Genomic DNA, 25,935 nt, shown 5'->3' on the forward strand with positions numbered 1-25,935 from the left:
TAAGCTTCCATTCAATTTAATACACTACAATATTAAATATATTAGCTAATTTGTTAATAGATTTACAAAGATTAAATTATTGCTATTCTAAATTTAAGTGTTAGTTAACTGAGTTTACAATGAGTATTAGAAATTTTTTTACCAAGGCAATCGTTCTCCTTTTAGTTTGCTTATTAATCTTTATGGGGATTGGCAATCTTTTATCAAATGATGATGAAAGGAAAGAATTAGCTAAAATAGGAAAGGAAGTGATAACATCAGATGAATATAAATTACTATATCAAAATTATGAAAAGCAAATTTCTGGATCTGATGTAAGTAAAGAACAAGTAAAAAAGCTAAAATATGATTTACTTAACGCACTTATAGAGCAAAAACTATTGTTTAACCTAATTAGCGAACTTGGATTAAAAGTTGGAGAAGAATCTATCAAAAGCCATATAAAAAATACCAAGTACTTTCAGGATGATAAAGGAGAATTTGACCATAATAAATTCCATCAAACTCTAAATAGCCTGCATATAACAGAAAAGGAATATATAGAAAAATTAGAGAAAATCCTGCCTGCAATGATGTTCATGACTTCGTTATTTGAAGATAATTATCCGGTAACTTTTGGTGAGAGTGTTGATGAGCAGATATACAAAAATCGCTACCAAACTAGAGTAGTTGATATTGTTAAAATAACTGAGGATGCAATTACAGACGTTCCTGAATTAGATGATCAAGCCTTACTTGATTTGTATGAAAGAAATAAGTCCAATTTTTATTACCCTGAGTATCGAACTGCGCAATACATTTCTCTGGATCAAAAATATTTTGAAGATCAAATCAGAATTTCAGATGAAGAGGTTGATAGTATAATAGAACATCAGGAACTTAAAAATCAAAGAGACATATTCAATGTGATATTTCCTACCAAAGAAAAAGCCGAAATAGCAAGAAGAGCACTTGAAGAAAGTAAAGCAAGCTTTGAACAAATAATAGAAGAGTTTAATAAAGTGAAACTCGATGAAACCAGAGTAAATAATATAACTAAGGATTTCTTACCTGAAAATATGAGAGAAAAGGTATTTGCTCTCAAAACAGGTGAAGTAAGTGAAGTTTTAACAAGCAATTTTGGATGGCACGTAATAAAGGTAGAAAGCATACATCAAATCTCTGATGAAGACTTGGTTGATTTAAAAAAAGACATAAGGTCAGTTTTAATCAATCAAAAGTCTTTTGAAAAAGTCAATGATTTCATAAATCAAGTGAATTATAAGATATACAATGGTGCAACGATTGAAGAAATCTCCAATAATTACAATTTACCTATACAAACCATTGGTCCAGTAGATGCTAGTGAGAAAGACCAAAGTGGTAATAAATTAGGAAATTCCAGTGATTTCATTTCTTTCATTTTTTCACGCGAGAAAGATCAGAAGAGTTATTTTAAGGGTGTTGGAGATACTGTTGTTGGTGTAAAAATCAGTGATATCGTTCCTCCTAAATTACAAAATTTTGAAGAAAGTAGGGAATCAGCCATAAAGCTTTGGCGTAGTGAATTTATAAAAGAAAGAATGTTTAAAATAGGACAAGAAGTAGCAGTTCAACTAAGAGAAAAGACAGATTTGGAAGAAATGCAAGGTATAAAATTGGTTAAAGGCCAGCAAATACAACGCAATGAACAAAACTACCCTTTTTCTTTCATAGAAGAGATTTTCAATATGAAAACAACTAATTCGGTAACAGATCCTATTCAATACAATAATGAAATTATAATAGGTGTTCTAAAACAAATGCATTCATCAAATGGTAAATTAAACATGCTTGACACCGGAAAACGTGTGATGATATCGCTAAAGGAACAGTTAATTAGCTATCTAAAATCAAAGTATAGAGTAGAAGTTAATCATGCTATGATTGATGATATATAAAAAAGTTTATTATCCTAGATCTTCCTTTTATGAGTGATTGGAGGGGGCTATATTGTATTTTTAGGTAAAAGAGGTACAATTAGTTTGACTTGAGCTGTTTATTGTATTTAAATTGTAATTAATATATGAATAAAGGTTGACATGGCAGTTAAAATAAGGTTAGCAAGGTTTGGGGCAAAGAAACGTCCTTTTTATAGGATAGTTGTAGCCGACTCACGAGCACCAAGAGATGGGCGCTTTATTGAGAGAATAGGACAATATGATCCAATGTTGCCAAAAGACAATAAAAATCGTGTTGTGGTAAAAGCTGATAGATTAAAACATTGGCTAAGTGTAGGAGCGCAAGCAACTGAAAGGGTAATGTGGTTCATTAAAAAAGGCATAGTAGATTTAGAAACAGAATCGAAAAAAATAGAAAAGAAAAAAGTTGAGAAAGTACAAGGGCAAGAAGCATAAGTCCTCTTAAATGCTAAACACTGATTTAACAAAAAGTAGTAAATTAGATGATATTGTATCCTCTGATTTATTGGCTATGAATGACTTTATCTTCAAAAATGTCAATGATGAAGGTACTAAGCTTGCTACCGATATTACATCTCATCTTATTAATTCAGGAGGAAAAAAGATAAGGCCTAAGCTCATTTTTATTATATGTAAAATGCTGAATTACTCTGGAGAGAGTAGGGTCAACATTGCTGCATCGGTAGAATTTATACACAACGCTACTTTACTTCATGATGACGTGCTTGATGAAAGTAAGGCACGCCATGGAGTTGCAACAGCAAATAAAATTTGGGGGAATAAATCAAGCATTTTAGTTGGTGATCTATTATTGACCTTAGCATTTAGATGGCTTATAGAATGTGGGAATTTAAGTGTTCTCTCTATTTTATCTAAGGCATCTAATTTGCTTGTCAAGGGTGAGATAAAGCAGATGACAACGCGTTTTGACCCTAATAAAATTAGGAAAAATTATTTTAATATCATTGGAGAAAAGACAGCATCTTTATTTTCTGCATGCTGCGAGGCTGCATCAGTAGTATCTGGAGCCACAAGTGATGAAACAGAGAGGCTAAGGAATTTCGGGTTTAATTTTGGTATGGCATTCCAAATAATTGATGACGTGCTAGATTATACTGCTAATCAAGGCACTTTAGGAAAGCAACTTGGAAAAGATTTCTTTGAAGGTAAAGTTACTTTACCTTCTATTATAGCATATGAAAAAGGCAGCCCATCAGAACAAAAATTCTGGGAGAAATCTTTTTCTTCAGCTAGACACAATTTTGACCAAGCATTACAATATATTAATCATCATAATGCTATTCATGTTTCTATGGAAGAAGCTAAACACTATATTAATATGGCGCAAAGTAATATTGATACTTTTTCTGATTCTCTTTATAAAACTGCTTTGATTGACTTTTTAAATGCAAGCATAGAAAGACAAGGATAGCTAACGCTTGATATTTTTAGATTGATTGTTATATATTTATTAAGTTTGTAAAGGTGAATGATATGTCAGATAGTAATAAAGAGAAAAAAAAGAAATTTGCAGATATGGTCAGTAAACGAAAAGGGGATGATCAAGAAGATCAGCAAACAGGTGATTTAAGTGAAGAGCTTAATATATTAAAAGAACGTGCAGTTCAGATTGAAGATCATTTACGTCGCGCTGTTGCGGATAATGAAAACGTTAAACGTATAATGCAAAAGCAAATTAGCGATGCAAGTGATTATGCAGTCACAAAATTTGCACGTGATATGATCGACTCTTGTGACAATTTAAAAAAAGCAATGGAAAACTTGAAAGATGATGATCCTATTCATGAAGGAATAAAAGTGGCGCACCAAAAGATTGTGAGTGATCTAAAAAAACATGGAATAGAAGAAATAGATCCAATAGGTAACTCTTTTGACAGCAATTTACATCAAGCTGTTGTGGAAAGAGAAGATAATGAAAAAGAGCCTGGAACTATTGTAGAAGTACTACAAACTGGTTATACAATTAAAAATAGGTTGCTTCGTCCTGCAATGGTTATTCTTTCTAAAAAATCTGCTGATTGCGAAAGTAACTAATAAAACACTCAAGGTATGGAAGAAGTTGTCTTCTCAGGTATTCAGCCAAGTGGAGTATTACACTTGGGCAATTATCTTGGTGCAATTAAGCAGTGGATAGGCCTGCAGGATAAATATAAATCTCTTTTTTGTGTTGTTGATCTGCATGCAATCACAGCAAATAAGCTTCCCGCAAATGAATTAAAAAATAATATTTTTAAAGCAGCAGCAACTTATATTGCATGTGGAATAGATCCGGAAAAGTCGATTATTTTCAATCAATCCGCAGTTAGTGGTCATGCAGAATTGGGCTGGCTGCTAGGGTGCTATACACCAATTGGTTGGCTTAATCGTATGACTCAATTTAAAGATAAGGCTGGAAGCGATAGACAAAAAGCTTCTCTTGGGTTATATAGCTACCCAGTACTTATGGCTGCGGATATATTGCTGTATCAAACTAAATATGTTCCTGTTGGCGATGATCAAAAACAGCATTTAGAACTTGCACGTGATATTGCATCAGCTTTTAACAATCATTATAAATGTAGTCATTTCATCATACCTGAAATCTTAATTTTGGATTGTACATCAAGGATAATGAGCTTAAGAGATGGAGCAAGCAAGATGAGCAAATCTGATCCTTCAGGATATTCATGCATTAACCTTAACGATACAAATGACTTAATTGTCAAGAAAATAGAAAAAGCAAAAACAGATTCAATTCTAGGATTTGATTTTTCTACTTTAAAATGTCGTCCAGAAATAAGCAATTTGATAAATATTTATTCAGTGCTTAGTGATTTAAATGTAGAAAAAGTGTGTAAAAAAGTGGATAAACATGAAATGAAGAACTTTAAAAAAGAGTTAGCTGACTTAATCATCAGTGTTATATCACCCATACGTGAGAAGTTGAACGGTCTTTTGAAGGATCAGCTCCATCTACATAAAATATTAAAAGAAGGTACAGAAAAAGCAGCAGAGATTGCAAATAACAATATAAAAAAGGTCAAGGATATTATAGGATTTATTCAATAGGTTACAACTATTTCTTCCCATGGCTTTCAAATAGTGCAGCTATTTTCTTTACACTAACATGAGTGAGAAGAGGTTTTTTACTAACTGGAAGTTTAGAATCGGACTTTGCTGTTATGAGGTTCATTTTAGATCTTTTATTTCCTACCGGAAATGAGTGAGATTGGGAGGCAGTTTTTTGCGATGGTGCAGGATCTTTCTTCATACCGATATCTGCTTGTGTTGCAGGGGTGGCTTTGCTCTTAGCAACTTGATTTTGCTCAAATTTTCCTACTATTGACTTTACTCTACCGTCCTTTTTGCTATTTACTTTTTCTTTTATAATAACCGCTTTTACTTCTGATGCTGCTTTATCAGCAGGTTTTTTCAGGATTGGTTTACTTTAAGCTGATTTTTGCGAAGTCACTTCTACTATTATTGGTTTCGTGCTCACTTGTTGATCAACAATATTTAGCCTTTTAGAATTTGACAGTATTTCAGATTTATCTTCTTTAATTTCTTGCCTAATTTCTTGATTGGTAGCGTTTAGCGCTGGTGGCTCTGGAGCCTGTCTCTTTTTATATCCTCTTCTTGTTCCTTCATTTTTCTAAGAACCTGTACATGATCTCAAAAAAGGGATAGAATGAGAGGATAAAGTAGGATATGGGAAGTTTATATCCAAGTGATATAAGTCGAGGAAAGTTTGAGATTATTGTAGCAGATCTGAAGTCTTGCAGGAAGATGGATTTATGAATAGAAAAAGTGATAATTTACCAGGGGCTATGACTCTATGGCGGGGCTATGAAAATCTTAAGGAGAGCATAGTTATGCTTCACATCATGACCTCTCAAAATTGTGGGTAAAAGTGAGCAGGGGAGTATGGCGGTAGGTATATAATTTCGATATTTTTAGGTACCTTTAAATTTTTTGACTTATGCCAACTAGCGCAATCCATCACAAGAAAAGCCTTTCGTATTCCTAAATATTGCGACATCTGTTCAAGGAATATATTTATACAATCAGTGTTGACGTTTGGTGCAAATAAGCTAAAATTCTCTCCATTTCTGGGATTAACTGCACTATAGAGATAAAAATTTTCCCTACCTAATTTTACCTTAACCTGTGTCCTACTGCCTTTTTTAAACCACCCGTGTCCGACTTTTGAATGTGTGCCAAACCGTGATTCATCAAAGAAAAACAGCTCTTTTTCTGGATACTTGCTAATAGCTCCATTGAGATTTTTTTTTGAATTCCTCTTGTTTGCTTTTATCTTGTCCATTATGAACTGGCCTTGGTGTAATATATGAGAATTTCATCTTTTGCATATAGCAGTGTACTGTAGATTTGCTGATATTTAATCTGAACTTTTCCTGGATTCTTATTCTCATTTCTTTAATGGTAATATTAGAATTTTCTTCTATCCACTCTTCAATTTGCTGTAGTTGAACCTGATTTAATTTAGTTTTTCTACAGCGTTGTGGAGGAGCAAATAGTTTTTCTTTTTTGCCAAATTTTAAGAGTTTTATTCACGAAGTTAGTGCGCTTCTTGAAATGCAATATATTTTTGCTACAGCCGTTATACTGTACTTTTTTGCTGCAATTACAGCATTTAGTTTTTTTGAAACATATGCATTATTTCTTACTTTCTTCAGCATTTCTTTTGCTGATTCTACTACTTTTTCATCCAATAATTTTGATCTTAATGCCATTTATACCTCAACTATTTTACTTACTTCATTATGGCTTTTCTTCCATCATCGTCCATCTGTTCCTCATGTAATGGAAATTGGTATTACTCTAACTAAAAGTAACGTTGATGACAGAAAACCTTTGCCAATTCTTACTAAAAGACTGACCGGACTTTTGTTCGGAGATAAGGGCTATATAAAGAAAGAGCTATTTGAGAAACTCTTCGATAGAGGCCTAAAACTCGTCACTAAAGTAAAAAAAGGTATGAAAAATGTACTCATTTCACTTAAAGAGAAGATTTTACTAAGGAAAAGATCGATTATTGAGACTGTTTTCGACTCCCTGAAAAACAAATTTGAGATTGAGCACACAAGACACAGATCGCTAACAAATTTCCTATTCCATGCAGTCGAAAAAGCCCTCTATTTCTATTCCTTTCTTTACTGGCTAATCCATAGTTGGGGTTATTACTTCCTTTCTAAGATTTTCTATCTCCGCTTTGAGATTGGCATTTTCTGACTCTAACACCACAATCTTCTCTTGCAGCACTTCTATCATTAAAACCTCTCTATCTAGCTTATCTTCTTTATACCACTATACCATTTTTGTAAACTACTTTCTTATATCGTGAACGGTTACTAGAAAAGCTTTAGAACTACGCAAGGGTATCTTTTTGCCTTTACTATTTCTTTATTGTTTTAAGGCAACTGTCTGAGCTCCTCTGCCTTAGCATTATATCTCCACTTTCTGCAAGTGATTCCATTAAGTAGTAAAAATATTAGACTTGCTGCAAAACTTAGAAAAAAAGACCAAAGATAGAGCAGATTGAACTTACAGTAAAAATAGAACAAAAAAACTCCAACAATAAATTATACAAACTTCATCAGGTTAACTTTAACTTAAAAAAACATAAATCAAATTTTCTTGCTCAAAGACCTTGCTTTTTCTCCAACCTTACTCAAACGCACTCTAGCTTAATGCATAATTTTACCCATAAACAACCTTATCTTTGATACTTTTATTAGTTACAAGTCATCTAGAAAACCCAGATGCTCTACGAAGTCCACCAATCAATATCAGATTCTGCTCTTGTCCTACAGCATTTAATATAGCGTATAACAAAACCATCGCATCTCCCCCAGTAATACGCTTGCATCCTCCACAAAATTCGTATTCACTTAATTGTCGATTTGCCTCCACCCTTTTTCGTTCAACTTGTTCTGCGGTGTTAGCATACTTCAACTCTATTCCAATTGGATAAGTATCATCATTTTCCGCAGATTTTGATAATACTAGGTCTATTTTCCTTCCTCTCTGTAGCTGGAACTCAATAATTACCTTGGCAGGATTATCGCAACTTTAAAATATCCCACGCAACAAAGCCTGAAATTTAGCTTCATTGTTCACGAGTAAACGGTTTCCATTTAATAACGGAGACAACAGACGAGAAATCTCATTAAATAAAACTTCATACCTAGCCCTGTACTCACCATTCACATTACCATCATTACCAAAATTAGGCTCAGCATTCATCAATTCATCTGCAAATTGATATAAGTTCCTAACGTTACCCATTTGTTCTGAGAACCTACCCTCAAAATAACCTTCTCTATGAGAACGTAAGTAAGCACGTAGTGATTCGAATTTCTTTGCAGAAAACACTTGCAGATGACTCTGGACATTTACCTCACAAAGTACTTCACGCACATTAGCATTATCTTCTGCTTGAGGTAATAATGACAGGTCTAATGCTTTATCTGGTAAAGTCTGCGACCTTAAATAACGAAAAATGTGAAGAACAACAAACCCAATATTTGATACAAACAGAGCTAAAGTTAACGCATGCCTTACAATGTTTGCTGCATCTCCCCTACCACTTATATATTTCATTTTCTCTTCCTCAGAGTGGTTAAATAGATACTTGGTAACCCTTACTTCTCGCCCATTATCTGCTTCTAAGTCCCTCCTTGTAGATAAAACATTTCCAAAGGCAAACGATGACATGCAGGAAAAAGTGTCACAATGAGCTGATTGAGTGAACTCTGAGGCTATGGGTTATAAAAAACGTATTACATTTCCCCTAACTCCATTTCCATGGGGATGTAGTAAACCAGGTATTAAGGAAAGACCACCTTCTGAAAAGGGCTGCACAGAAGTTCGGAGACCCGCACCTCCACGTAATTGAAAATTTAACGCTACACAAACAGCACTTGGTGATGAGGTATGAATAGGCAAAGACGACACAGAACAACTTTTAGCATAATCTTTAGCTTGTTCTAACCCTTCTTCATCACCAACCTTCAACTCAATTATAACTGGAACTGAATCATTTGCCTGATCAACACCACGAACAAGCAAAACAACATCTGCATAACCTTTTCCTATGAGTAGCTCTGGGTAGACACCAGCCACAGACCGGTATCTAAAATTTACTAAAAAACCACACAGAAAACCGTGGTAATCAGACTCTGCACCGAACACTAAGCTACCTTCATGTTCATCATGTATATCAACAATATATTGCAAAATCCTTTTAACATTAGTACGCACTTCTCCTGCGTTATCATTTGCCAACTCATTCATCAGGTCTAACAATTCACCTGGTGCTCTGATTGGGTTAATTTCGTGAAAAACTGGTGCTTCATATTCATCACATTGAGGGAAACTGTGTCCTTCATCAAAATGCCTACATTCCTCTCCAAATCGAAATATTTTATGCTCTTCCCAGTCCAGATCCTCACCTTCCTGTAATTCTTGTGGAAGATTTTCTTCTACCTGCTGCTTCTCTTCTGCACTAAACCTTGACCCAGGGCTGTTCTCATTATCAGCAATAGTATAACACCTTACTATTCTTCTATCTTCTTCATTAGTAAGAACTGCAACTTTCAGATTTCCACAACCGTCAAAACGAAAATAAATTCTTTCATCATTTGGATCTGCAATACTAGAATCATGTGCAGTAGCAAACATGCCAAAGAAGAATGTAGGAAAAAAGCCGTGCTTATTGGCAGAATGCAAAAAAGATGGACAATTGTTTTAAAAATCCCCAAACTTCCTACTGAATTCAGTACAATTTCCATTTAAGAAATCTCTAACTAATTCATGATCTTCACCATTACCATGCATAAACACTCCTATTTGTTAACAACTGCAGCAGGAGAAATACTAGCACTAGTACCCACTAACGTAGATTGAGGACCTTCAGAACTAGCAGAGGATAAACTCAAGCTTTTTGCCGCTTTGCACAACTCTTCTATTAAATTAGAGGAGCTAGTTGCACCTATTATCTTAGAATCTCTTGTTTTGTCTAAACTATTTGCTATCCTCTTTTTTAATGATTCAAATCTTTTGTCTCAACAACAATCTTTAGCAAACTTTAAAATACTCAAGACCAAATCAACTTTTTCACCATCGCCAGCACTTTGAGTATCCTTGCTGCTCTCCTGATCTACAATCAAATTTGAAATTGCATTTTCCATTGCAACAAAAGCAATCTTATCTTTAAAAGGATCGACAACATTTATTTTATTTTGATTAAATACACTAGATTCCCAAAGACTGCTAATAGCTGACCTTGCTTCATCCCTGTTATCCAAGTCATAATCTTTAGAAACTACAACAAATGAAAGTGATGAGAGAAGATGTGCATATCCTCTAGGTGAAAGCATTTTCTCTACTTCAGCTCTTGAACATCCATCGCTCAAGTACTGGATAACATACTTAGTTGTGTAAAGAAAACCGTGCTCTACTAAGCAACTAAGAGGACGATAGATCACACCCCTATCTTTCTTATTCGGTAGCCCGAGTAGTGACTTATGATCTACTTTTGCGCTTATGACTTTACCTAGAAGGGAATTTAAGGTAGAAGCAAGTTTATAGCTAGATTGCAATGGAGATAATTTTGCAATAGCAGAAACTAGCAATTTTTCTCGCCCTTCTTTCACTAATTTTTCTTCAGAACACAGACGATTATAGAAGTGTTCCACTCCCTTACTCCACTTGAAATCTACAGCCTTATTAAATCCATCTTCTGCTTCTATATTTTCTCTAAGGTTACCTGATTCTTGATCAATCCAGAAATTGAAAACAGGATCACGTCTTCCCATGGAACTTAACAAGTCAACTCTTGCAAGCTCATCACTGCAAGCTAAATTCCTATCTTCCTCACATGCGCCTTTATGAGATAAGTCAGATCTAAAAGACTCTAACGCCTTGTCAAATAGTTGCTTAATTTCACTCTCTACACACTCAATACATGCTATTTTATATATAGCAAATGGGTTCAACACACCTGATTTAGCTAATTCTCCTACCAATTAAGCAATATCTAGTGTCGCACCTGACCAACAAGATTCATCACGAAACGCATTACATAAGAGGTCCGATTGCTCAACGGTTAGACCCTCTACTGTTACAGGGTGAGCCTTGACCCATTCCTCAATAGCTGAAGTTCTATCACCTTTAACAACATCCTTCAGCTTACTTATTACTTTGCTAGAGATAATCTCTTTATTTTTTTAGGATCAGAACTGAGACGAGATCTTTTGCTTTGGTCTACATTACCCTTCAAATCTTCCGTTCCACGTTTAGTTTTACTTTTTGTCATCTAATTACCTCAAAATCAAATATTCAATGAAGGTATTATACAAGCATTAATATAATATACAAATCGAAAAATTAGTGTGCACCTAAATTTAAGCAGTAAGTATAGACCTGCTGCAAAAGAGGAGATATTAAAGAGAGATGTAGCAAGAGGGAATGAGCTTAAATTATCAAATCAACGTTATTCTACTTTACCTCACTAGCATTTTCCTTACCTTGAGCCTTACTATTACTCACAAATATAAACGTTCGTTACATAGCTCTTAATATGTCTACAGAGACGAAATTTCCCGAATTATTTATAATTAACCCTTACGATCACATTCTAGGGACGTACATCATAAAACTTTTATATTATTAGTTTTGTAGTAAATTATATGAGTACATCGTATCTATTAAATCAGAAGCTTTATGAATTACAGATTGAGAGCTTATTTGTTTGGGGTTATTTGGTTTATACTTAGCTTACTTAGTAGTGTAGCTAATGATACTATATTAAAATATCTAAGTTTACATCTTCAGAGTTTTGAAATAATTTTTTTCCGCTTTCTGTTTACCACTATTACCCTTGTACCTTTTATGTTTTACTATGGAACAGAAACTTTTAAAACAAGTCAAATATCTACTCAAATAACCAGGGGTGGGTTGTTATTTTGTGGAATGACCTTATGGACTTACGGGTTGACTGTTTTCTCCATAGTAACTGCAACGATTATAAGTTTTTCTATACCATTATTTATTATACTTCTTGCAATCCCTTTGCTAAACGAAAATATAATTTGGCAAAGATGGATAGTAACTGTTATTGGCTTTGTTGGTATTGCTATTACTACCAAAGCTCATAGTGAAGATTTTGATCCTAAAATTCTTATTTTTATTGTATCTGCATTGATCTTTGCTATATTAGATATACTTAATAAGAAACTTGTAATAAGAGAGTCAGTAATAAGTATGTTATTTTATTCAGCTCTAACGACAACTATTTTTTCTACTCCACCTTTATTATTTTATTGGCATATGCCTTCCTTGTTGGAGTTAGTATTAATGCTGATTTCAGGAATAAGTTCAAACCTAATTCTGTTCTTCATGTTAAAAGCTTTTGCTCTTACTGATGCTACTGCACTTGCACCTTATAGATACATAGAGCTAATAATTTCTGCAATAGTAGCATACGTTATATTTAATGAATTACCTGATAAAAGTGCTTTATATGGTACTTTGATATTAATACCATCAACCTTATTTATAGTTTACTCGGAAGGTAAGGCAATTAAGCAAAATAATGTAACAACAAAAGTTTATAATTGTTAATGGTATTTATTTTAGATCCTAAGCTATATTTTTAAGGTGATAATAAAATGCACATAACTATTATAGGAGTAGGGTATGTAGGCTTAGTATCTGGTACAATGTTATCGGAGCAGGGCCATAAAGTTGATTACATTGACATCAATATTGAGAAGATTGAACTTTTGAAATCAGGGAAAATTCCCTTATATGAATCTGGATTAGAAGATTATTTAGAGAATAATATAAAGTCACAAAGGATAAGATTTTTCGATTCGTATTCTCAAATAAATCCCAATACAGAAGTAGTATTTATAACTGTAGATACTCCATCAGACTCCCTAGGAAATGCAAATTTAAAGAATGTATATAAAGCAGTAAGTGAAGTTTCTGACAGAGTTAATCAAGATTGCTTAATAGTGATAAAGTCAACTGTTCCTCCTGGTACTGCAGAAAATATACATAATTATTTATCTAATAAGGGCTATAACTTTGATTTGGGAGTTAATCCAGAGTTTCTCAAGCAAGGCTCTGCAGTATCAGATTTTTTATACCCAGATAGGATAATAATAGGAGTAAAAACCAAGCTAGCTAGAGCAAAATTAGAAGTTATATATAGATCATTTATAGATAAGAATATTCCGTTAATAGTCACTGATACAGTTACTGCTGAAATGATTAAATATGCTTCTAATGCTTTTCTAGCAACAAAGGTTGCTTTTATCAATGAGATGGCAGGTTTATGTGAGCTATTAGGAGCAGACATTGACCTTTTAGCTAACAGTATGGGAATGGACCATAGAATAGGTAAGGAATTTCTCAAAGCTGGTCCAGGATTTGGAGGATCATGTTTTCCTAAAGATTTATCGGCCTTAATAAGGCTTGCTGAAGATCACAATGTCAAGCTACAAATTTTAAATTCAGTTAAAGAATCTAACTATAATCATATAACAAACATTGCTAAAAAGGTAGAATATCTATTAAATGGAGTCCAAAATAAAAAAATAGCGATATGGGGGCTAACTTTTAAGTCTGGTACTGATGATGTAAGAAATAGCCCAGCTATAGATATAGTAAAATTGTTAGTGAATAACAAGGCTAAAATTACTGCATATGACCCAGTAGGGATGGATAATGCTAGGCAAATTCTAAAGGATATAGAGTACGCGAACAGCGCTATAGGAGCTGCAAGAGACGCGGAAGCCTTATTATTATTAACGGAGTGGAAAGAATTTAAAAATCAAGATTTTGCAAGTTTAAAGAGTATTATGGCTGCACCTAATGTTTTTGATTTCCGTAATTTATTAGATAGCGAGCTATTACTAAGATATGGTTACCATGTTTATTCCTTGGGTAAAAAATCTATCTACAAAATTTAACTGTTGAGAAATTTTTTTTACACCGCTTTACTTAATTTTTTTAGATCTTTGCTTGATAGTATGGAAAAGCAAACGAGTGCAACAACAGAGCAAATGGAAAAAAATGAAAACATAATACTGTTACCACAGTGCTTAACAAGTACTCCTAAAACCACGCATGAAAATATTGAACTTGCAATATACCCAAATAATCCTGTTAAGCTTACAATTGCACATACATTATTTTGTGGAGCAATTTCTACAGCTATAACACCTGTCAGTACTTGCACTCCAAATATAAAAAATCCTGATAAGATTGCACCAAGGTTCATAAGAATTATGTTTTGACCAAAATTCATTACAATAAAAGTGAGTGCTATACCCAACATGTAAAGTAATGCCAGCAAGCTTCTATTTTGAAAGAAGTACATATCACTAATTCTTCCTGTGATTAAAGTTCCAAGGATTCCACCTAAATCATATACGCCTGTTATTAGTGAAGATTGTACAAGAGAAATTTGTAATTTATCCCTTAAAATTATAGGAAACCAAAAAAAGATTCCCATTTTTATAGTATAAGCACAAAAAGTAGCACAACATAGAAACCATATGGAACTTGTTACCTTGATACCTATTTGAGATTTCTGCACCTTATAATAGGTAGTAAAGTTGGCACTTTCTTTGTAATATGCTTTTAATACTGTATAAATTCCAAAAAGTAAGCATAAGAGACCAGAGTACAAAAATGCACTTTTTGCATCATATATTTTAATTATACTTGGTAATACAATTAAAGTAATACAAGAACCAAATTGCTGAGATGAGCTCATAACTCCCCATGATGATGCAATTGAAGAGATGCTAGAGTTTGTAACCATAAACTTGGTAATAGCTGGCCAACCTAACCCTTGTGTCCAAGCTAATAATATTAATGTTAACAGTAATAAAGTCAGATTATTATATGATAAAGTTATACCAATGGTTAATAATCCAGTTGCAATATTGCATAGCCCAAACATAAATAATGGATTATTTTTGGAGTCCATGATTATTCCATTAACAAATTTTGATACTCCATAAAAAAAAGAAAAGCAGGCAAAAAAATAGCTTAATTTTACATGGTCAGTATCTATTAACAGTGGTAGAGCAATTGGTATACTTTGTCTTGATAAATAAAGCAGCATATATCCACAGAAGAATAGTAAATATTGAAAGAAGACAAAGTTCACACCTATTACCAAATAGCTCTATGCAGATGCTAGCATAATACTATATTGGTATAATATTGTTTGACAAGAAGTTTGCAAACAATTAGTGCAGAAAATTACTTAGTATCTTTCTTATAGCAGATACAGTAGTATTAATATCTTCATAGCTTATATCTCTATGTGTTATAGCTCTGATTTTACCTTTGATGTTAGCCATTCTAATTCCATAATTTTTCATTAGTACGTTTATTAATTCTTGAGTAGATATACAATTAGTACGTAATGAAAAATACGCTATATTAGTTTTATACAGGTTGATATCAATTATAACTTGATCTATGGAGTCTAGGCCTTCTATAAGGTGCTGCATTCTTTTATGATCTTCTTCTAAAGAATTTACATTATTATGTAGAGCATATAAACATGCAGCTGAAATAATGCCAGCTTGGTGCATACCTCCGCCAATTTGAAACTTATAGTACCAAGCTTTTTCAATAAATTCTTCACTTCCAAGCAATATTGCGCCCATTGGAGCACCTAATCCTTTACTAAAATCAATAAATACCGAATCAAAATAACTTGCATACTCCTTTGGAGATATTTTAGTATGAGCACAAGCGTTGAACAGTCTTGCTCCATCTAAATGAGTGAATACTTCATTCTCTTTGCAGAGACTTGAGATCTCTTGAATATATTCTAAAGGCCACACAGCTCCACCACCAAAATTTGTCGTTTGTTCGATAGAAACAAGCCCAACTCTCGGAATATTTCTTAAACTAGGACGAGTAATAAACTCAACAATTTGTTCTCCAGTAAATATTCCTCTCGTACCTTTGATGGGCAAAGGAGTAGCATGTGCCTGGGCTGCAATCAAGCCAGATTGTACTATGAGCGGATGTGAAGTTTCATCAAGCAGCAAGTAATCACCAGGTCTTTGAATGTGTACTTTATAAGCAATTACATTGGACATCGTTCCTGAAATCAAAAAGATTCCTGCAGGTTTACCTAATATTTTACATGCGGTTGCCACTAATTCGTTCACAGTTGGATCTTCACATGCAGCTTCGTTTCCAACTTTTGCTTTAGCCATCGCTTCCCTCATTTTAGCTGAAGGGTCAGTGTTTGAATCGCTAAAAAAATCTATTTTTATTCTCATATTAAATTTAACACAACCTCCTTTATAATTTTAGCAGCTTTCATGATGTCTGTTTCCTTTGTACCAAGATGGGTAACTGCTCTTATATGAGACTCGAGCCAAGGAAAAAGCAATAAACCATAAGCTTGGCACTTACTCAAGAAAACCTCATTAGTTACATTTAGTGCTTTTATACTAAAGCTTACTATATTAGTTTCTGGATAAGGTAGTACCAGTTTTATGTGTGGAATTTCTTTAATCTTATCTGCAAGTAATTTAGCGAGCTTATTATCTTCTTTAAGCCTAGAGATATTATTCTGTAGTACGTATTTTGCTGCATTAGCACAATACCCTATCTGATGATAACCACTACCTAGCCAAACCTGTAGCTTTTTAGCCCTTTCAATTATCTCTCTTTTACCCATAAGCATTGAACCAAAAGGAGCGCCAAGTCCTTTAGTAAAAGAAAAGCTCATTGTATCCACATATTTAGCATAATCTGCTAAAGCAATATTTGTTTCGATATGAGCATTAAATATTCTTGCACCGTCTAAATGAAGATTTACATTGTGAGCTTTTAAAAAATGATATAACTCGACTTGTTTTTCAAAAGGATAAATTTTACCATTAAAACCATTTATACTATTTTCTATAGAAACAAGACTCACCTGAGCAAAAATTTTATACCTCGGCTTAGAATTAATAGCATATTCTACTTCAGCAACATCTAAGATTCCGCTATTATTTCTAATACAATTAAATACGATATTATTTACTTTTGCATTGCCTGCACTATCGAAAAAATTAACGTGATAATTATAATGAGTTATTAGTTCATCACCAGGACTTGTTTGACTGGCAATGGCTAATCTATTTGTAAGCATACCGCTGGTTACAAATAATGCTTCTTCTACTTTGAATAATTGTTTGCAATATTCTGATAAGTCATTACAGCTTTTGTCTTCACCATAAGCAAAATCTCCAACAGTTGCATTACTTATTGCATGTATAACGTTCGAGCTCTGCAGAGTTGTAGTGTCACTTCTCAGATCAATAATTTTTTCCATCTTATTTTTTGCCATTCAAACAACCAATTTGAGCATTCCAAAGTTCCTTGTAAAGACCTTGCTTAGAAACTAGTTCAGCATGTTTACCATCTTGGACAATTTTTCCTTTGTTAAATACTAGAATTCGGTCCATGTGTAAAAGTGTAGAAATACGGTGTGCTATAGTAATCGTAGTTTTATTTTGCATCAGTTTAAATAAACTCATTTGAATTGTTTTTTCTGTTATAGAATCTAACTGACTAGTTGGTTCATCAAGAAATAATATTGGAGCGTTTTTTAAAAATGCCCTTGCTATTATTATTCTTTGTCTTTCTCCTCCAGATAGCTTGATGCCTTTTTCTCCAACTGTAGTTCCATATTGATCTGGTAGAGTCATAATAAAATCGTGAATACCAGCCAGCTTTGCAGCTCTCATTATTTCTTCTATAGTAGATTGAAGTTTACCATATATGATGTTTGCTAAAATAGTATCATGAAATAACAATGGGTCTTGAGGTATTACAGATATTTGTTGCCTCAAAGAACTCTGTGTAACTTCTGATATTATTTGATTATCAATCTGTATATTACCTTTTTTAACATCAAATAGCCTTAGAATTAAGTTTATAAAAGTAGATTTACCACCTCCAGAATAACCAACTAGACCTACCTTTTCGCAAGGATTAATGGTAACTGAGAAATCTTGAAATAATGGCTCATGACCTTCATAAGAAAAAGAAACATTATTAAACGTTATTCTTCCACTTAATAAATTTAATTCTTTAGCATTTTCCTTATCTTGAATTTCTGGTACGGTAGTCAAGATTGGCAATGCATCTGAAACTTTGCCGAAATGAGTAGAAAATCGGGTAAGATTCCTAGTTAGATGGTTAAGAAACTCTATAATCGATATATTAATTCCAAGTACAAGAACAATATCTCCTATTGCGATTTTGTTCAATTGATAATCATGAATTAAAAAATATAAGTTTACTGCTTGGAGTATATCAAATGAATAGCCGTATATAAACCAAAGCCAAAAGTATGCCCATTGTAATTTTCTCTCTGCAATAGTCCTTTTCTTGCATATTTGAAAAAATTTGTCTCTCTCATGTGCTTGCTGAGAAAATAACCTTACTGATATAACATTTAAAATACTATCTGCTATACTAGCTATTACCTGTGAATTTTGTTTAGAGTAATTATCAGCTAATTCAGTAAGCACACGAAAGCTGAAAATCGAGACTAAAATAAAAATGCTTACCCAAGTGAATGTAGCGATTGCAAACTTTATATTTACTAATGATAAGCTATAAATAGCTAAGACTAATGCTATGCTGTAACCGAAAAAACAATCTATAAGCAATCTTATTAACTCTATCACACTATCCATCAAGCTACTGACCTTATGTACTAAGCTTCCAGATAAATTGTTCTGATAATAGGAATGGTCTTGTTGGAGTAGCCTACAAAAAGATATATCAGCTATTTTTTGACGCATTAAGGTAAACATTCGAATGTCAACAAAATAGCCATAGAATCTAAAAGCAGTAGTGATAAGTAATGCCATACCAAGATAAGCGCTTACAGGTAATAAAAGATTTTCAATTACATTACCTTCCTGATATTTTACAGCTGTATCTAGAATATTTTTTACTAAATACTTTCTAAAAGATAAATCAACAGCTACCACTAGGGCAACTAGAGACATGATAAGTACATTAAGTTTGAATTTAGATACTATATTCAAGATGAACATCAATACACATTTGAAGCTATCAACTCTACCTCTGTTCATTTATAATGCTAGCTCCACTACGTTGACTTTTTTATTGAGAAATACAAGTAGTGAAAACCATAAATTTTTGTATATTTTTCCTGAGATGTCTCCAGCATCATGTAGTTCTGATGCTTTATTCAGAATAAGTAGCTTATATAAATCTCGCTTAGCCTCAGTAGTGTCGATCTCAGAAATATTTGTAGTTGTGTCTTTAATAAAGGCTAACCAGCTCTTGATAAGTTCTTCCATGTTTTTTGCTTTTATACTTTCCTGGTAGCCAAATAATGACAAGCATTTTCTCAGTATAGATTCTGTTAACTCACCACAATTGAGTATACCAAAAACTGAAGGCTGAGGTTTTGGAACATAGGGAAGGTTTTGATCTTTTACAATCCACCTTGTTACATAAGCAAATCTATCTTTAGCATCTGTATTCTCATCACTACCATGCCATAACCGTGAATCAAAAACTATCGCATCTCCTGCTGAAATAGGTAGTGACTTAATTTTATGATTTTCTCGATTATTTGAGTAATGATCAAAAAAATATGGGTACCAAAAATCAACTAAAGGCTGTATTTTCCATTTATGACTGTTTTCTATAATTTGCAGTGCACCTGAAGTTTCACTGACATTATTCAAAGCTAACCAAACGGAAAAGTGGTAAGGATCATTAAAACTATAGGAGATGTCTTGATGGAAGGGAACTGCATCTATTAAATCAGCAGTTTTACATATAATACTTGATTTTTTCTGCAGTATCTGACACTGAAGTGACTTTTCAAGGTAATTTTTAATAATTTTATCTAATGCTTGAGAGATAATTCTAGTTACTTGAGATAACATGCCCCATCTGCCGGTACAGTTTAAGTAGTCAGAAGTTGAAACACTTAATTCTTGGGATAGCTTTGATATTTTATTTATTATATCACTTAAAGACTGAGTTATTAGCTTCAAAGGAACCAGATTTTTGATAATAAAAAAACCATTTTTTTGTAATATTTTCATATGATTAACACCTGACATCAATGACTGATAAGTAATCTGTTAAAGGTACAACAGAAGAAATTCTGAATCCTTTTACTTGTTTGATTATTTTTTCCCAATCGCTTAATGTTTTTAGTTTACCTCCTGTTTCAACCATTACATTAATATCTACAGAGCCTCCAGCTGGAGAGCGGTAATCTAAAATAGTTTCTATCAATAAAATACGAGATATTCCTTTGACCAATTTTAAATAAGACAATACTTTATCATCATCATAATGCTGTAGAAAGCGGCAAAAGACAACTAATTCATAATTTGTAGCTGATAGTTCTTCCTGAGTTATAAGTTTGACTTTTAAATTTTCTACTAACTGTCTTGGCACTTTATGTTCGTTATATAGGCCTATAGAACCTTTATTGTGTATATCAGAATAAGCAAGAAATAAAGAGTGTACACCAAATAGCAATATATTCTTAGCACCATCTATATTAATCCTAGAATTAAACTCTTTAGTATCAAATCTAGAATATCCTAGCAATGCTTGGTAAAACGCTATTTTCTTATCTTCTGATGCTTCTTTTTCCTTAAAAGATTCAAATGAAGAGATTGACTCCTGTTTTAGTATATCAGCGATCTTTAACCAATTCTTTTCAGCGGCAACTCTTGCCCACATTGTTGCTGCTTTTGGCAAAAATGGTATTTCCTTAAAACACTTACCTTTTGATGATAGTTTCCATAAGTCCTCGTCCTTATCGTAATCAATAAACCCTATTTCCCACAACGCCCTTAACAGCCTTTCTAGATTTGGTACGATAATGTTTAACTTTTTAGATAAAACTGGCATAGCTGCAGGTAAAATATTTAACAAATCAAGTTCAATAGCAACGCTTGTTAGGTACGTTTTCCAAAAGGCTGAAAGTTCTGCAGAAATCCTATGCACTTGAGATTCTTTACCTAAATCAAAAATACTAAACTTTACATTTCCGGTAATATCGATTTGTCCTAACACACCTTCAAAAGTTTCAACTTTTGCCATCCCATTATAAAATGCTTCTACCATTTTAAATCTCTGCTGGTAAATAGGATCACCATTAATATCTATATGAAACCAACCATGTTGATCTTCTGCAATAGAATACCCTTTATGAAAAACATTAAGTTTTTTATACCATTTATTATGTATTAACTTTCCATGATGATTAATATGTGTAGCTTTACTATCCTTATAGACTACAGCGATACCATCCTTAAAATCTCCAACATAATCATATTCCTCTTGATAAATTCTGTTGCCATTTAAATTAATATGAAAACATTTATCATGTCTTCTAACTACACAAGCATCTTCCTGATAATTTCCAATCCATTGATAAGACTGTTTGTATACTCTACATCCAGATGGATCAATATGGTAACACCCTGTATCATCTTCTACGGCTGCTCTATTAAAGTAGAATCCAAAAGTTTTCAGAAATCTATTATGATAAACTGCTTCTCCTCTTACATTGATATGATAAGCACCTGTCTGATCATAAACCGGTGCAAGACCAGGCTCATGAAATTTACCAACCTTTATAAACCTATTTTCATACAAAGGATTTCTTAGCAACTCGTGAAACCTCTCACACGGTGAAATTTTAATAGATTTAAGATTATCTTTGATTAATTGATCAAAGGTTTTCTCATGTTGCATGTTTTGCATAATTTATAATTTAAATAATTCTTTTGTAAGCTTAGGTACTCACTACTCTGCCATATTTCCTCGAGTTTAACCTCATTAACATTACCAAAATTTCCTAATGTCTTACGGAGTTCATCTGGAGCACAGCAAGGACTAAACTTTCCTTCATTGTTTATCCATGCCTCTTTACCTAAAAATGGGCATTGACCACCTGGAGCCAAATCATTAATACCTTCTTGAGAAAGAATTGTAAAATTTTCTAATTTTATCTTTTTACCATTTGGTAATAGCATATTATCTCTAAGCTCATATAACCTTCTCACCTCTGTATTCCATCTACTAATTGCTAACTCATCTCTTCTCATAGATAGATCCTTAATTTCCTCAAAATGTGCCCAAAGATGATGTCCTTTAACTCTATCTATGCCGTTTTTTATGGCCATCTTAACTATGTCATAGAGTTCATGTAAATTACTTTCCAAAAATGTTAATTGTAAAGTAACGGTACACCTTTCACCTGTATCGCTAAAGTATTTATCTCTAACTTCAAGGAAAGTTTTTAAATTTTCTGTCACTACTTCCCATTTTGAACCTTTCATGATTCTTTCATGAGTTTCTTTAGTTGCCCCATTCCAGGAAATCTTAACATCAGATAAAATTGGTACCAATAGTTCAGCCCATTTTCTAGCTCCTTTAATAGGAAAAGAACCATTGGTTGTGAGGTTAAGCTTAATGCTGAACTCATGGCACAAATTGATTATTTCATCAAAGCTTTTATACATTAAAGGCTCACCCATAGTAGAAGGAATGATTTCCCTTAAAGGTGTGCCAGCTGCTTCCTTAATTACTTTTCTGATAGTTTCTATCGACAGTATCTTAGGTTTTATTCCTTTAGCTTTCTTTTCTTCTTTAACTTTGCTGTATGGTGAAAAACATTCGCACATTATACAAGCAAAATTGCAGTAATCTGGATTAGTATCAAAAGTAATTCTCCAAGGACCAGGTTTAACAGCTACTGATTTGCCTTTCCTTTCAATAGCATTACGGTAAATCTTGTTAAGTTTTTCAGTATGATCACTTATAGAAGGTATATTTCCATTTTCAGTATAAGGATAGCCTTTTTGGGTAAGTTTATTGTATAACTCCTGATTTGTAGATAGGACTTGCATTTTTTCTGACAAACTACTTGCATCTCTGTGCTTAAATAATAGTCCATCTCTTACATATTCTACCATGCCACCATAATCGGCTGTTATAACTGGTATTCTAAGTTGCTGTGCTTCATGTATTACTAACGGTGAATTTTCACCCCAAATTGAAGGAATGACTATTGCATCGACTTTATTAAATACGTCAGTAACTATATTCTTATTATCATAACTTCCCATCCATTCTATTCTTTCTTTAACAACAGGTGAAAACTGATCGGCAATCGCTTTTAAAGCTTTAGTTTCTTCTCTTGCTGCTCCCCAAATTCTAAGTTTTGCTTTAGATGATAAGTGAGAAAAAGCTTTCAATAATAGATTAACACCTTTTTCGGGAGTATGAGTACCAATATAACCGAAAATAAACTCTTTTTCTTGTGCTCTATTTCTATTCTTAAGACGATTGAGATCAAAACCATAATCAAGATAAGAAATTTTGTTTATCGGAACATTAAAATCCTGAGTAAATTTATCCATCAAGAATTTTGATGGGGAAATAAAGTAATCTATATAGTCTATTATTTTCCTTGTGTGCTTCATTCTAGTTGCAACCCATTGTTCCCAATAATTTATGTCTAAATTCAGGAATTCTTTATCTCCTGTAAAATATCCCTTGTAACATTGAGTTGCACACTTTTGATCCTTTTGTCCATCACAAAGCCGTAACAAATCTTCAGAATTGCGTTGAATAAACCTTCCTCTTGGACACATTAACCAAAAGTCATGTAGCGTAAAAATTGTAGGTATATTTTCTTTAAAAGCAATTTTTGGTAAAGTAATTGATAGATGATTAAGATGACCAAAATGTATAAGATCTGGCTGAAAGTTATCTATTACTCTTTTAAATTGTATATCTACTTCTTCATTGATAAATTTGTAACGATATTTAGCTGTGGGTATATTAATTAAATGCAGTAAGATTCGAGAGTCACTACTATCTAGGACTGTAGTGTAATAAAAATCAGGTAAAAAGCTATTTTCATACCTAGTAAATACTTGTACCTCATTGTTATTTGCTAGTTCATGAGCAAGAGTTTGGCTATAAACCTCCGAACCAGCACTATAATAAGGAGGGTAACCATGAATAACTTTTAATATTTTCATATATTACCATATCTATATTATTAGGATATTCTTGTGTATTGTTTTGTAGACTTTTTATAAATTTACTTAATCCTACTTCTAATGAATGTTTTGGAGACCAACCAAGTAGCTCTTTAGCTCTAGTAAAATCACCATGGAACTTAGTTACATCAAAATTTCTTGGAGGATAAAAATCAATTCTAGAATCACTTTTTGTGACTTTTAATATTGTTTTTGCTAAGTTTTCTAAAGTACATGGGCTATTAGTAGTAAGATGAATAGCAGGAAGAGAAGATTTTTCACTTTGTAAATATTTAACAGTTAAGCATATACCCTCTATAACATCATCCAAGTAGGTAAAATCAAAAACACATTCTTTACCTTCTATTTTAATTGGATCACCTCTTAATGCATTAATACAGAGTGCAGGAATTACTCTACTGTTATGATCTAGTAAACCACTGTATACATTTGAAAAGCGTAATATTGCTACATTAAAATCTTTTAAGCTTGTTATTTGTTTCTCAATAAATGCTTTACCTTTGGCATAATTATTTATTGGATTGATACTAGCAGATTCTGTAACCGGCAGTTCCTTCTGCTCTCCATAGACTTCCCTACTACTTGCATATATAAACCATGGTTTATTTGGAAGTGACTTACATAACTCTAAAAACTGCATTGTACCATCAACATTAATTTTTTGACACAGTTGAGGATAAAGTTCACCATGTATAACTCGAGAAATTGCAGCCAGATGAATAATTCCTGTACACTTAGCAAGTAGTGGTACTACATCTTCTAAAAAAAAACTGAGTGGATTATCGCGAAACCTAATATCGCAGCTTATTACTTCATGGCCTTGGTTTTCTAAATTTTTCACCAAAGTCGACCCTATCAAACCTGCAGCACCTGTTATTAATATCCCCATGTATACCCTCTACTACAACTAGGAAAATTTGTCATACCAATTATCTTACAAGTAAGAATTAAAAGGTATTATAAAACCAGTATAAAACAAATGTCAACTTAAATTAATGAATAAAAAAATGTAGTTATGAAAGAAAAGTTGGCTGCCTTCTTTCTTGAAAATAATGTTCGGCTTTAATCAAATCCTCCTTATTATTTACTCCCATTGCTTCTCTTTCATCAGAAACTACATAACCTACACTCAAGTTATTGTTTGCTGCAATGGGCACTATATCATTAAGACAATATTCATTAGTCGAATTATTAAATTTTATTTCTTTTACTAAGGTAAAGAGATCTTTAGCATATGAAGCTATTATTCCAGAGTTTGCAAGAAGCATTTTATCTCCATTTTTTAGGATTTTTTGAACATTGCCGTAATTATCAATTACTAATCTTCCATATTGTTCATCTTGACTATTGAATCCAAGAAGAACTAAATTATTATACTTTAAACAATCAGTCATTTTCATAACTGTATCACTAGATATAAAGGGAGTGTCTCCATACTGTATTAAAACTATTTCTTGATCAGATAACTCTTCCAGATTTTCTAGAGCAATTTTAACTGCAGTGCCAGTACCTGTAATATCTTCTTGAATTATTAGTTTTATGTTGTATTGATCGATTATACTTTTTAGGGTATCAAATCTTTCTAAATCTTTTAGAAGGAAGTTGTTAACAACAATTGATAAGCTTTTTAGAGTTAGCGATTTTGCATTAGAAATTATATGTTCTAAAAGAGTAAGATTTCCCACTTGGTGCAACGCTTTTGAACATTCAGAATTCATTCTACTGCTCTTTCCTGCTGCTAATATTATCAAAATGTTACTCATACATAACTCAGGAATTGATTAGGTAGTAAGTTAATTCATAATTAGTAAGATGTAAAGCCCACTGTAATTTTTATATATTTTCTA

The 25,935-nt window shown here is 32.9% G+C and carries 21 protein-coding genes and 2 pseudogenes; 8 read left to right on the forward strand and 15 right to left on the reverse strand.

The window, feature by feature from the left end; genetic code table 11:
- Positions 1–119 precede the first annotated feature (119 nt).
- The 5 genes from JSQ73_RS02450 (at position 120) to trpS (ending at position 5,009) form a co-directional block, all read left to right on the forward strand.
- Complete coding sequence (locus JSQ73_RS02450) at positions 120–1,919, forward strand: peptidylprolyl isomerase (RefSeq protein ID WP_214249519.1); 1,800 nt, start codon at positions 120–122, stop codon at positions 1,917–1,919.
- A gap of 141 nt (positions 1,920–2,060) precedes the next feature.
- Positions 2,061–2,375, forward strand: coding sequence for a 30S ribosomal protein S16 (gene rpsP / locus JSQ73_RS02455; RefSeq protein ID WP_006015540.1), 315 nt, complete (start codon positions 2,061–2,063; stop codon positions 2,373–2,375).
- 10 nt (positions 2,376–2,385) lie between these two features.
- Positions 2,386–3,372, forward strand: a complete 987-nt coding sequence (locus JSQ73_RS02460) for a polyprenyl synthetase family protein (RefSeq protein ID WP_214249520.1) — start codon at positions 2,386–2,388, stop codon at positions 3,370–3,372.
- A gap of 62 nt (positions 3,373–3,434) precedes the next feature.
- Positions 3,435–3,995, forward strand: coding sequence for a nucleotide exchange factor GrpE (locus JSQ73_RS02465; protein ID WP_214249521.1), 561 nt, complete (start codon positions 3,435–3,437; stop codon positions 3,993–3,995).
- A 15-nt stretch (positions 3,996–4,010) separates the two neighbouring features.
- A complete protein-coding gene (gene trpS / locus JSQ73_RS02470) occupies positions 4,011–5,009 on the forward strand; it encodes a tryptophan--tRNA ligase (RefSeq protein ID WP_214249522.1) in 999 nt (332 codons plus the stop codon).
- Between the two features lie 7 nt (positions 5,010–5,016).
- On the opposite strand, the gene JSQ73_RS02475 is transcribed toward trpS, so the two are convergent.
- The gene (locus JSQ73_RS02475) at positions 5,017–5,211 is read right to left on the reverse strand and encodes a hypothetical protein (RefSeq protein ID WP_234301867.1); all 195 of its coding nucleotides are present in this window, start codon (positions 5,209–5,211) and stop codon (positions 5,017–5,019) included.
- Positions 5,212–5,856: 645 nt separating this feature from the next.
- Positions 5,857–6,694, reverse strand: a pseudogene (locus tag JSQ73_RS02480) (IS630 family transposase); the annotation flags it as partial.
- 79 nt (positions 6,695–6,773) lie between these two features.
- On the opposite strand from JSQ73_RS02480, the pseudogene JSQ73_RS02485 reads away from it, so the two are divergent.
- Positions 6,774–7,125: pseudogene (locus JSQ73_RS02485) on the forward strand (transposase); the annotation flags it as partial.
- 581 nt (positions 7,126–7,706) lie between these two features.
- Here JSQ73_RS02485 and JSQ73_RS02490 read toward each other — a convergent pair.
- The 4 genes from JSQ73_RS02490 to JSQ73_RS02505 form a co-directional block, all read right to left on the reverse strand.
- Positions 7,707–7,916 (reverse strand): hypothetical protein, encoded by a 210-nt coding sequence (locus JSQ73_RS02490; RefSeq protein ID WP_234301868.1) that lies wholly within the window; start codon positions 7,914–7,916, stop codon positions 7,707–7,709.
- A gap of 117 nt (positions 7,917–8,033) precedes the next feature.
- Entirely contained in the window at positions 8,034–8,678 is a 645-nt protein-coding gene (locus tag JSQ73_RS02495) for a hypothetical protein (protein WP_234301869.1), read from the reverse strand.
- Between the two features lie 51 nt (positions 8,679–8,729).
- Positions 8,730–9,644, reverse strand: coding sequence for a PD-(D/E)XK nuclease domain-containing protein (locus tag JSQ73_RS02500; RefSeq protein ID WP_234301870.1), 915 nt, complete (start codon positions 9,642–9,644; stop codon positions 8,730–8,732).
- Positions 9,645–10,027: 383 nt separating this feature from the next.
- Positions 10,028–10,990, reverse strand: coding sequence for a hypothetical protein (locus JSQ73_RS02505; RefSeq protein ID WP_234301871.1), 963 nt, complete (start codon positions 10,988–10,990; stop codon positions 10,028–10,030).
- Positions 10,991–11,687: 697 nt separating this feature from the next.
- On the opposite strand from JSQ73_RS02505, the gene JSQ73_RS02510 reads away from it, so the two are divergent.
- The gene (locus JSQ73_RS02510; RefSeq protein WP_214249468.1) at positions 11,688–12,587 is read left to right on the forward strand and encodes a DMT family transporter; all 900 of its coding nucleotides are present in this window, start codon (positions 11,688–11,690) and stop codon (positions 12,585–12,587) included.
- Positions 12,588–12,634: 47 nt separating this feature from the next.
- On the forward strand, positions 12,635–13,942 hold the full coding sequence (locus tag JSQ73_RS02515) for a UDP-glucose dehydrogenase family protein (RefSeq protein ID WP_214249469.1): 1,308 nt from the start codon (positions 12,635–12,637) through the stop codon (positions 13,940–13,942).
- A 17-nt stretch (positions 13,943–13,959) separates the two neighbouring features.
- On the opposite strand, the gene JSQ73_RS02520 is transcribed toward JSQ73_RS02515, so the two are convergent.
- From JSQ73_RS02520 to JSQ73_RS02560, 9 genes are all read right to left on the reverse strand, one after another.
- Entirely contained in the window at positions 13,960–15,105 is a 1,146-nt protein-coding gene (locus JSQ73_RS02520) for an MFS transporter (protein ID WP_214249470.1), read from the reverse strand.
- A 127-nt stretch (positions 15,106–15,232) separates the two neighbouring features.
- Positions 15,233–16,285 carry a threonine aldolase family protein gene (locus JSQ73_RS02525; RefSeq protein ID WP_214249471.1) on the reverse strand — a complete coding sequence of 351 codons (1,053 nt, stop codon included), beginning with the start codon at positions 16,283–16,285 and terminating at the stop codon, positions 15,233–15,235.
- Positions 16,282–17,331: a threonine aldolase family protein gene (locus JSQ73_RS02530; protein WP_214249482.1), complete on the reverse strand. Its 1,050-nt coding sequence runs from the start codon at positions 17,329–17,331 to the stop codon at positions 16,282–16,284. The genes JSQ73_RS02525 and JSQ73_RS02530 overlap by 4 nt, the downstream gene beginning before the upstream one ends.
- A gap of 1 nt (position 17,332) precedes the next feature.
- Entirely contained in the window at positions 17,333–19,108 is a 1,776-nt protein-coding gene (locus JSQ73_RS02535; RefSeq protein WP_214249472.1) for an ABC transporter ATP-binding protein, read from the reverse strand.
- Positions 19,109–20,098, reverse strand: a complete 990-nt coding sequence (locus JSQ73_RS02540; protein ID WP_214249473.1) for a phytanoyl-CoA dioxygenase family protein — start codon at positions 20,096–20,098, stop codon at positions 19,109–19,111.
- 4 nt (positions 20,099–20,102) lie between these two features.
- Positions 20,103–21,779, reverse strand: coding sequence for a WG repeat-containing protein (locus JSQ73_RS02545; RefSeq protein WP_214249474.1), 1,677 nt, complete (start codon positions 21,777–21,779; stop codon positions 20,103–20,105).
- Positions 21,740–24,067 (reverse strand): glycosyltransferase, encoded by a 2,328-nt coding sequence (locus tag JSQ73_RS02550; RefSeq protein WP_214249475.1) that lies wholly within the window; start codon positions 24,065–24,067, stop codon positions 21,740–21,742. The genes JSQ73_RS02545 and JSQ73_RS02550 overlap by 40 nt, the downstream gene beginning before the upstream one ends.
- Positions 24,024–24,977 carry an NAD-dependent epimerase/dehydratase family protein gene (locus JSQ73_RS02555; protein ID WP_214249476.1) on the reverse strand — a complete coding sequence of 318 codons (954 nt, stop codon included), beginning with the start codon at positions 24,975–24,977 and terminating at the stop codon, positions 24,024–24,026. The genes JSQ73_RS02550 and JSQ73_RS02555 overlap by 44 nt, the downstream gene beginning before the upstream one ends.
- Positions 24,978–25,101: 124 nt before the next feature.
- Positions 25,102–25,851, reverse strand: coding sequence for an NTP transferase domain-containing protein (locus JSQ73_RS02560; protein ID WP_214249477.1), 750 nt, complete (start codon positions 25,849–25,851; stop codon positions 25,102–25,104).
- Between the last annotated feature and the right edge of the window lie 84 nt (positions 25,852–25,935).

The sequence above is a fragment of the Wolbachia endosymbiont of Anopheles demeilloni genome (genome assembly GCF_018491735.2).
GTDB lineage: Bacteria > Pseudomonadota > Alphaproteobacteria > Rickettsiales > Anaplasmataceae > Wolbachia.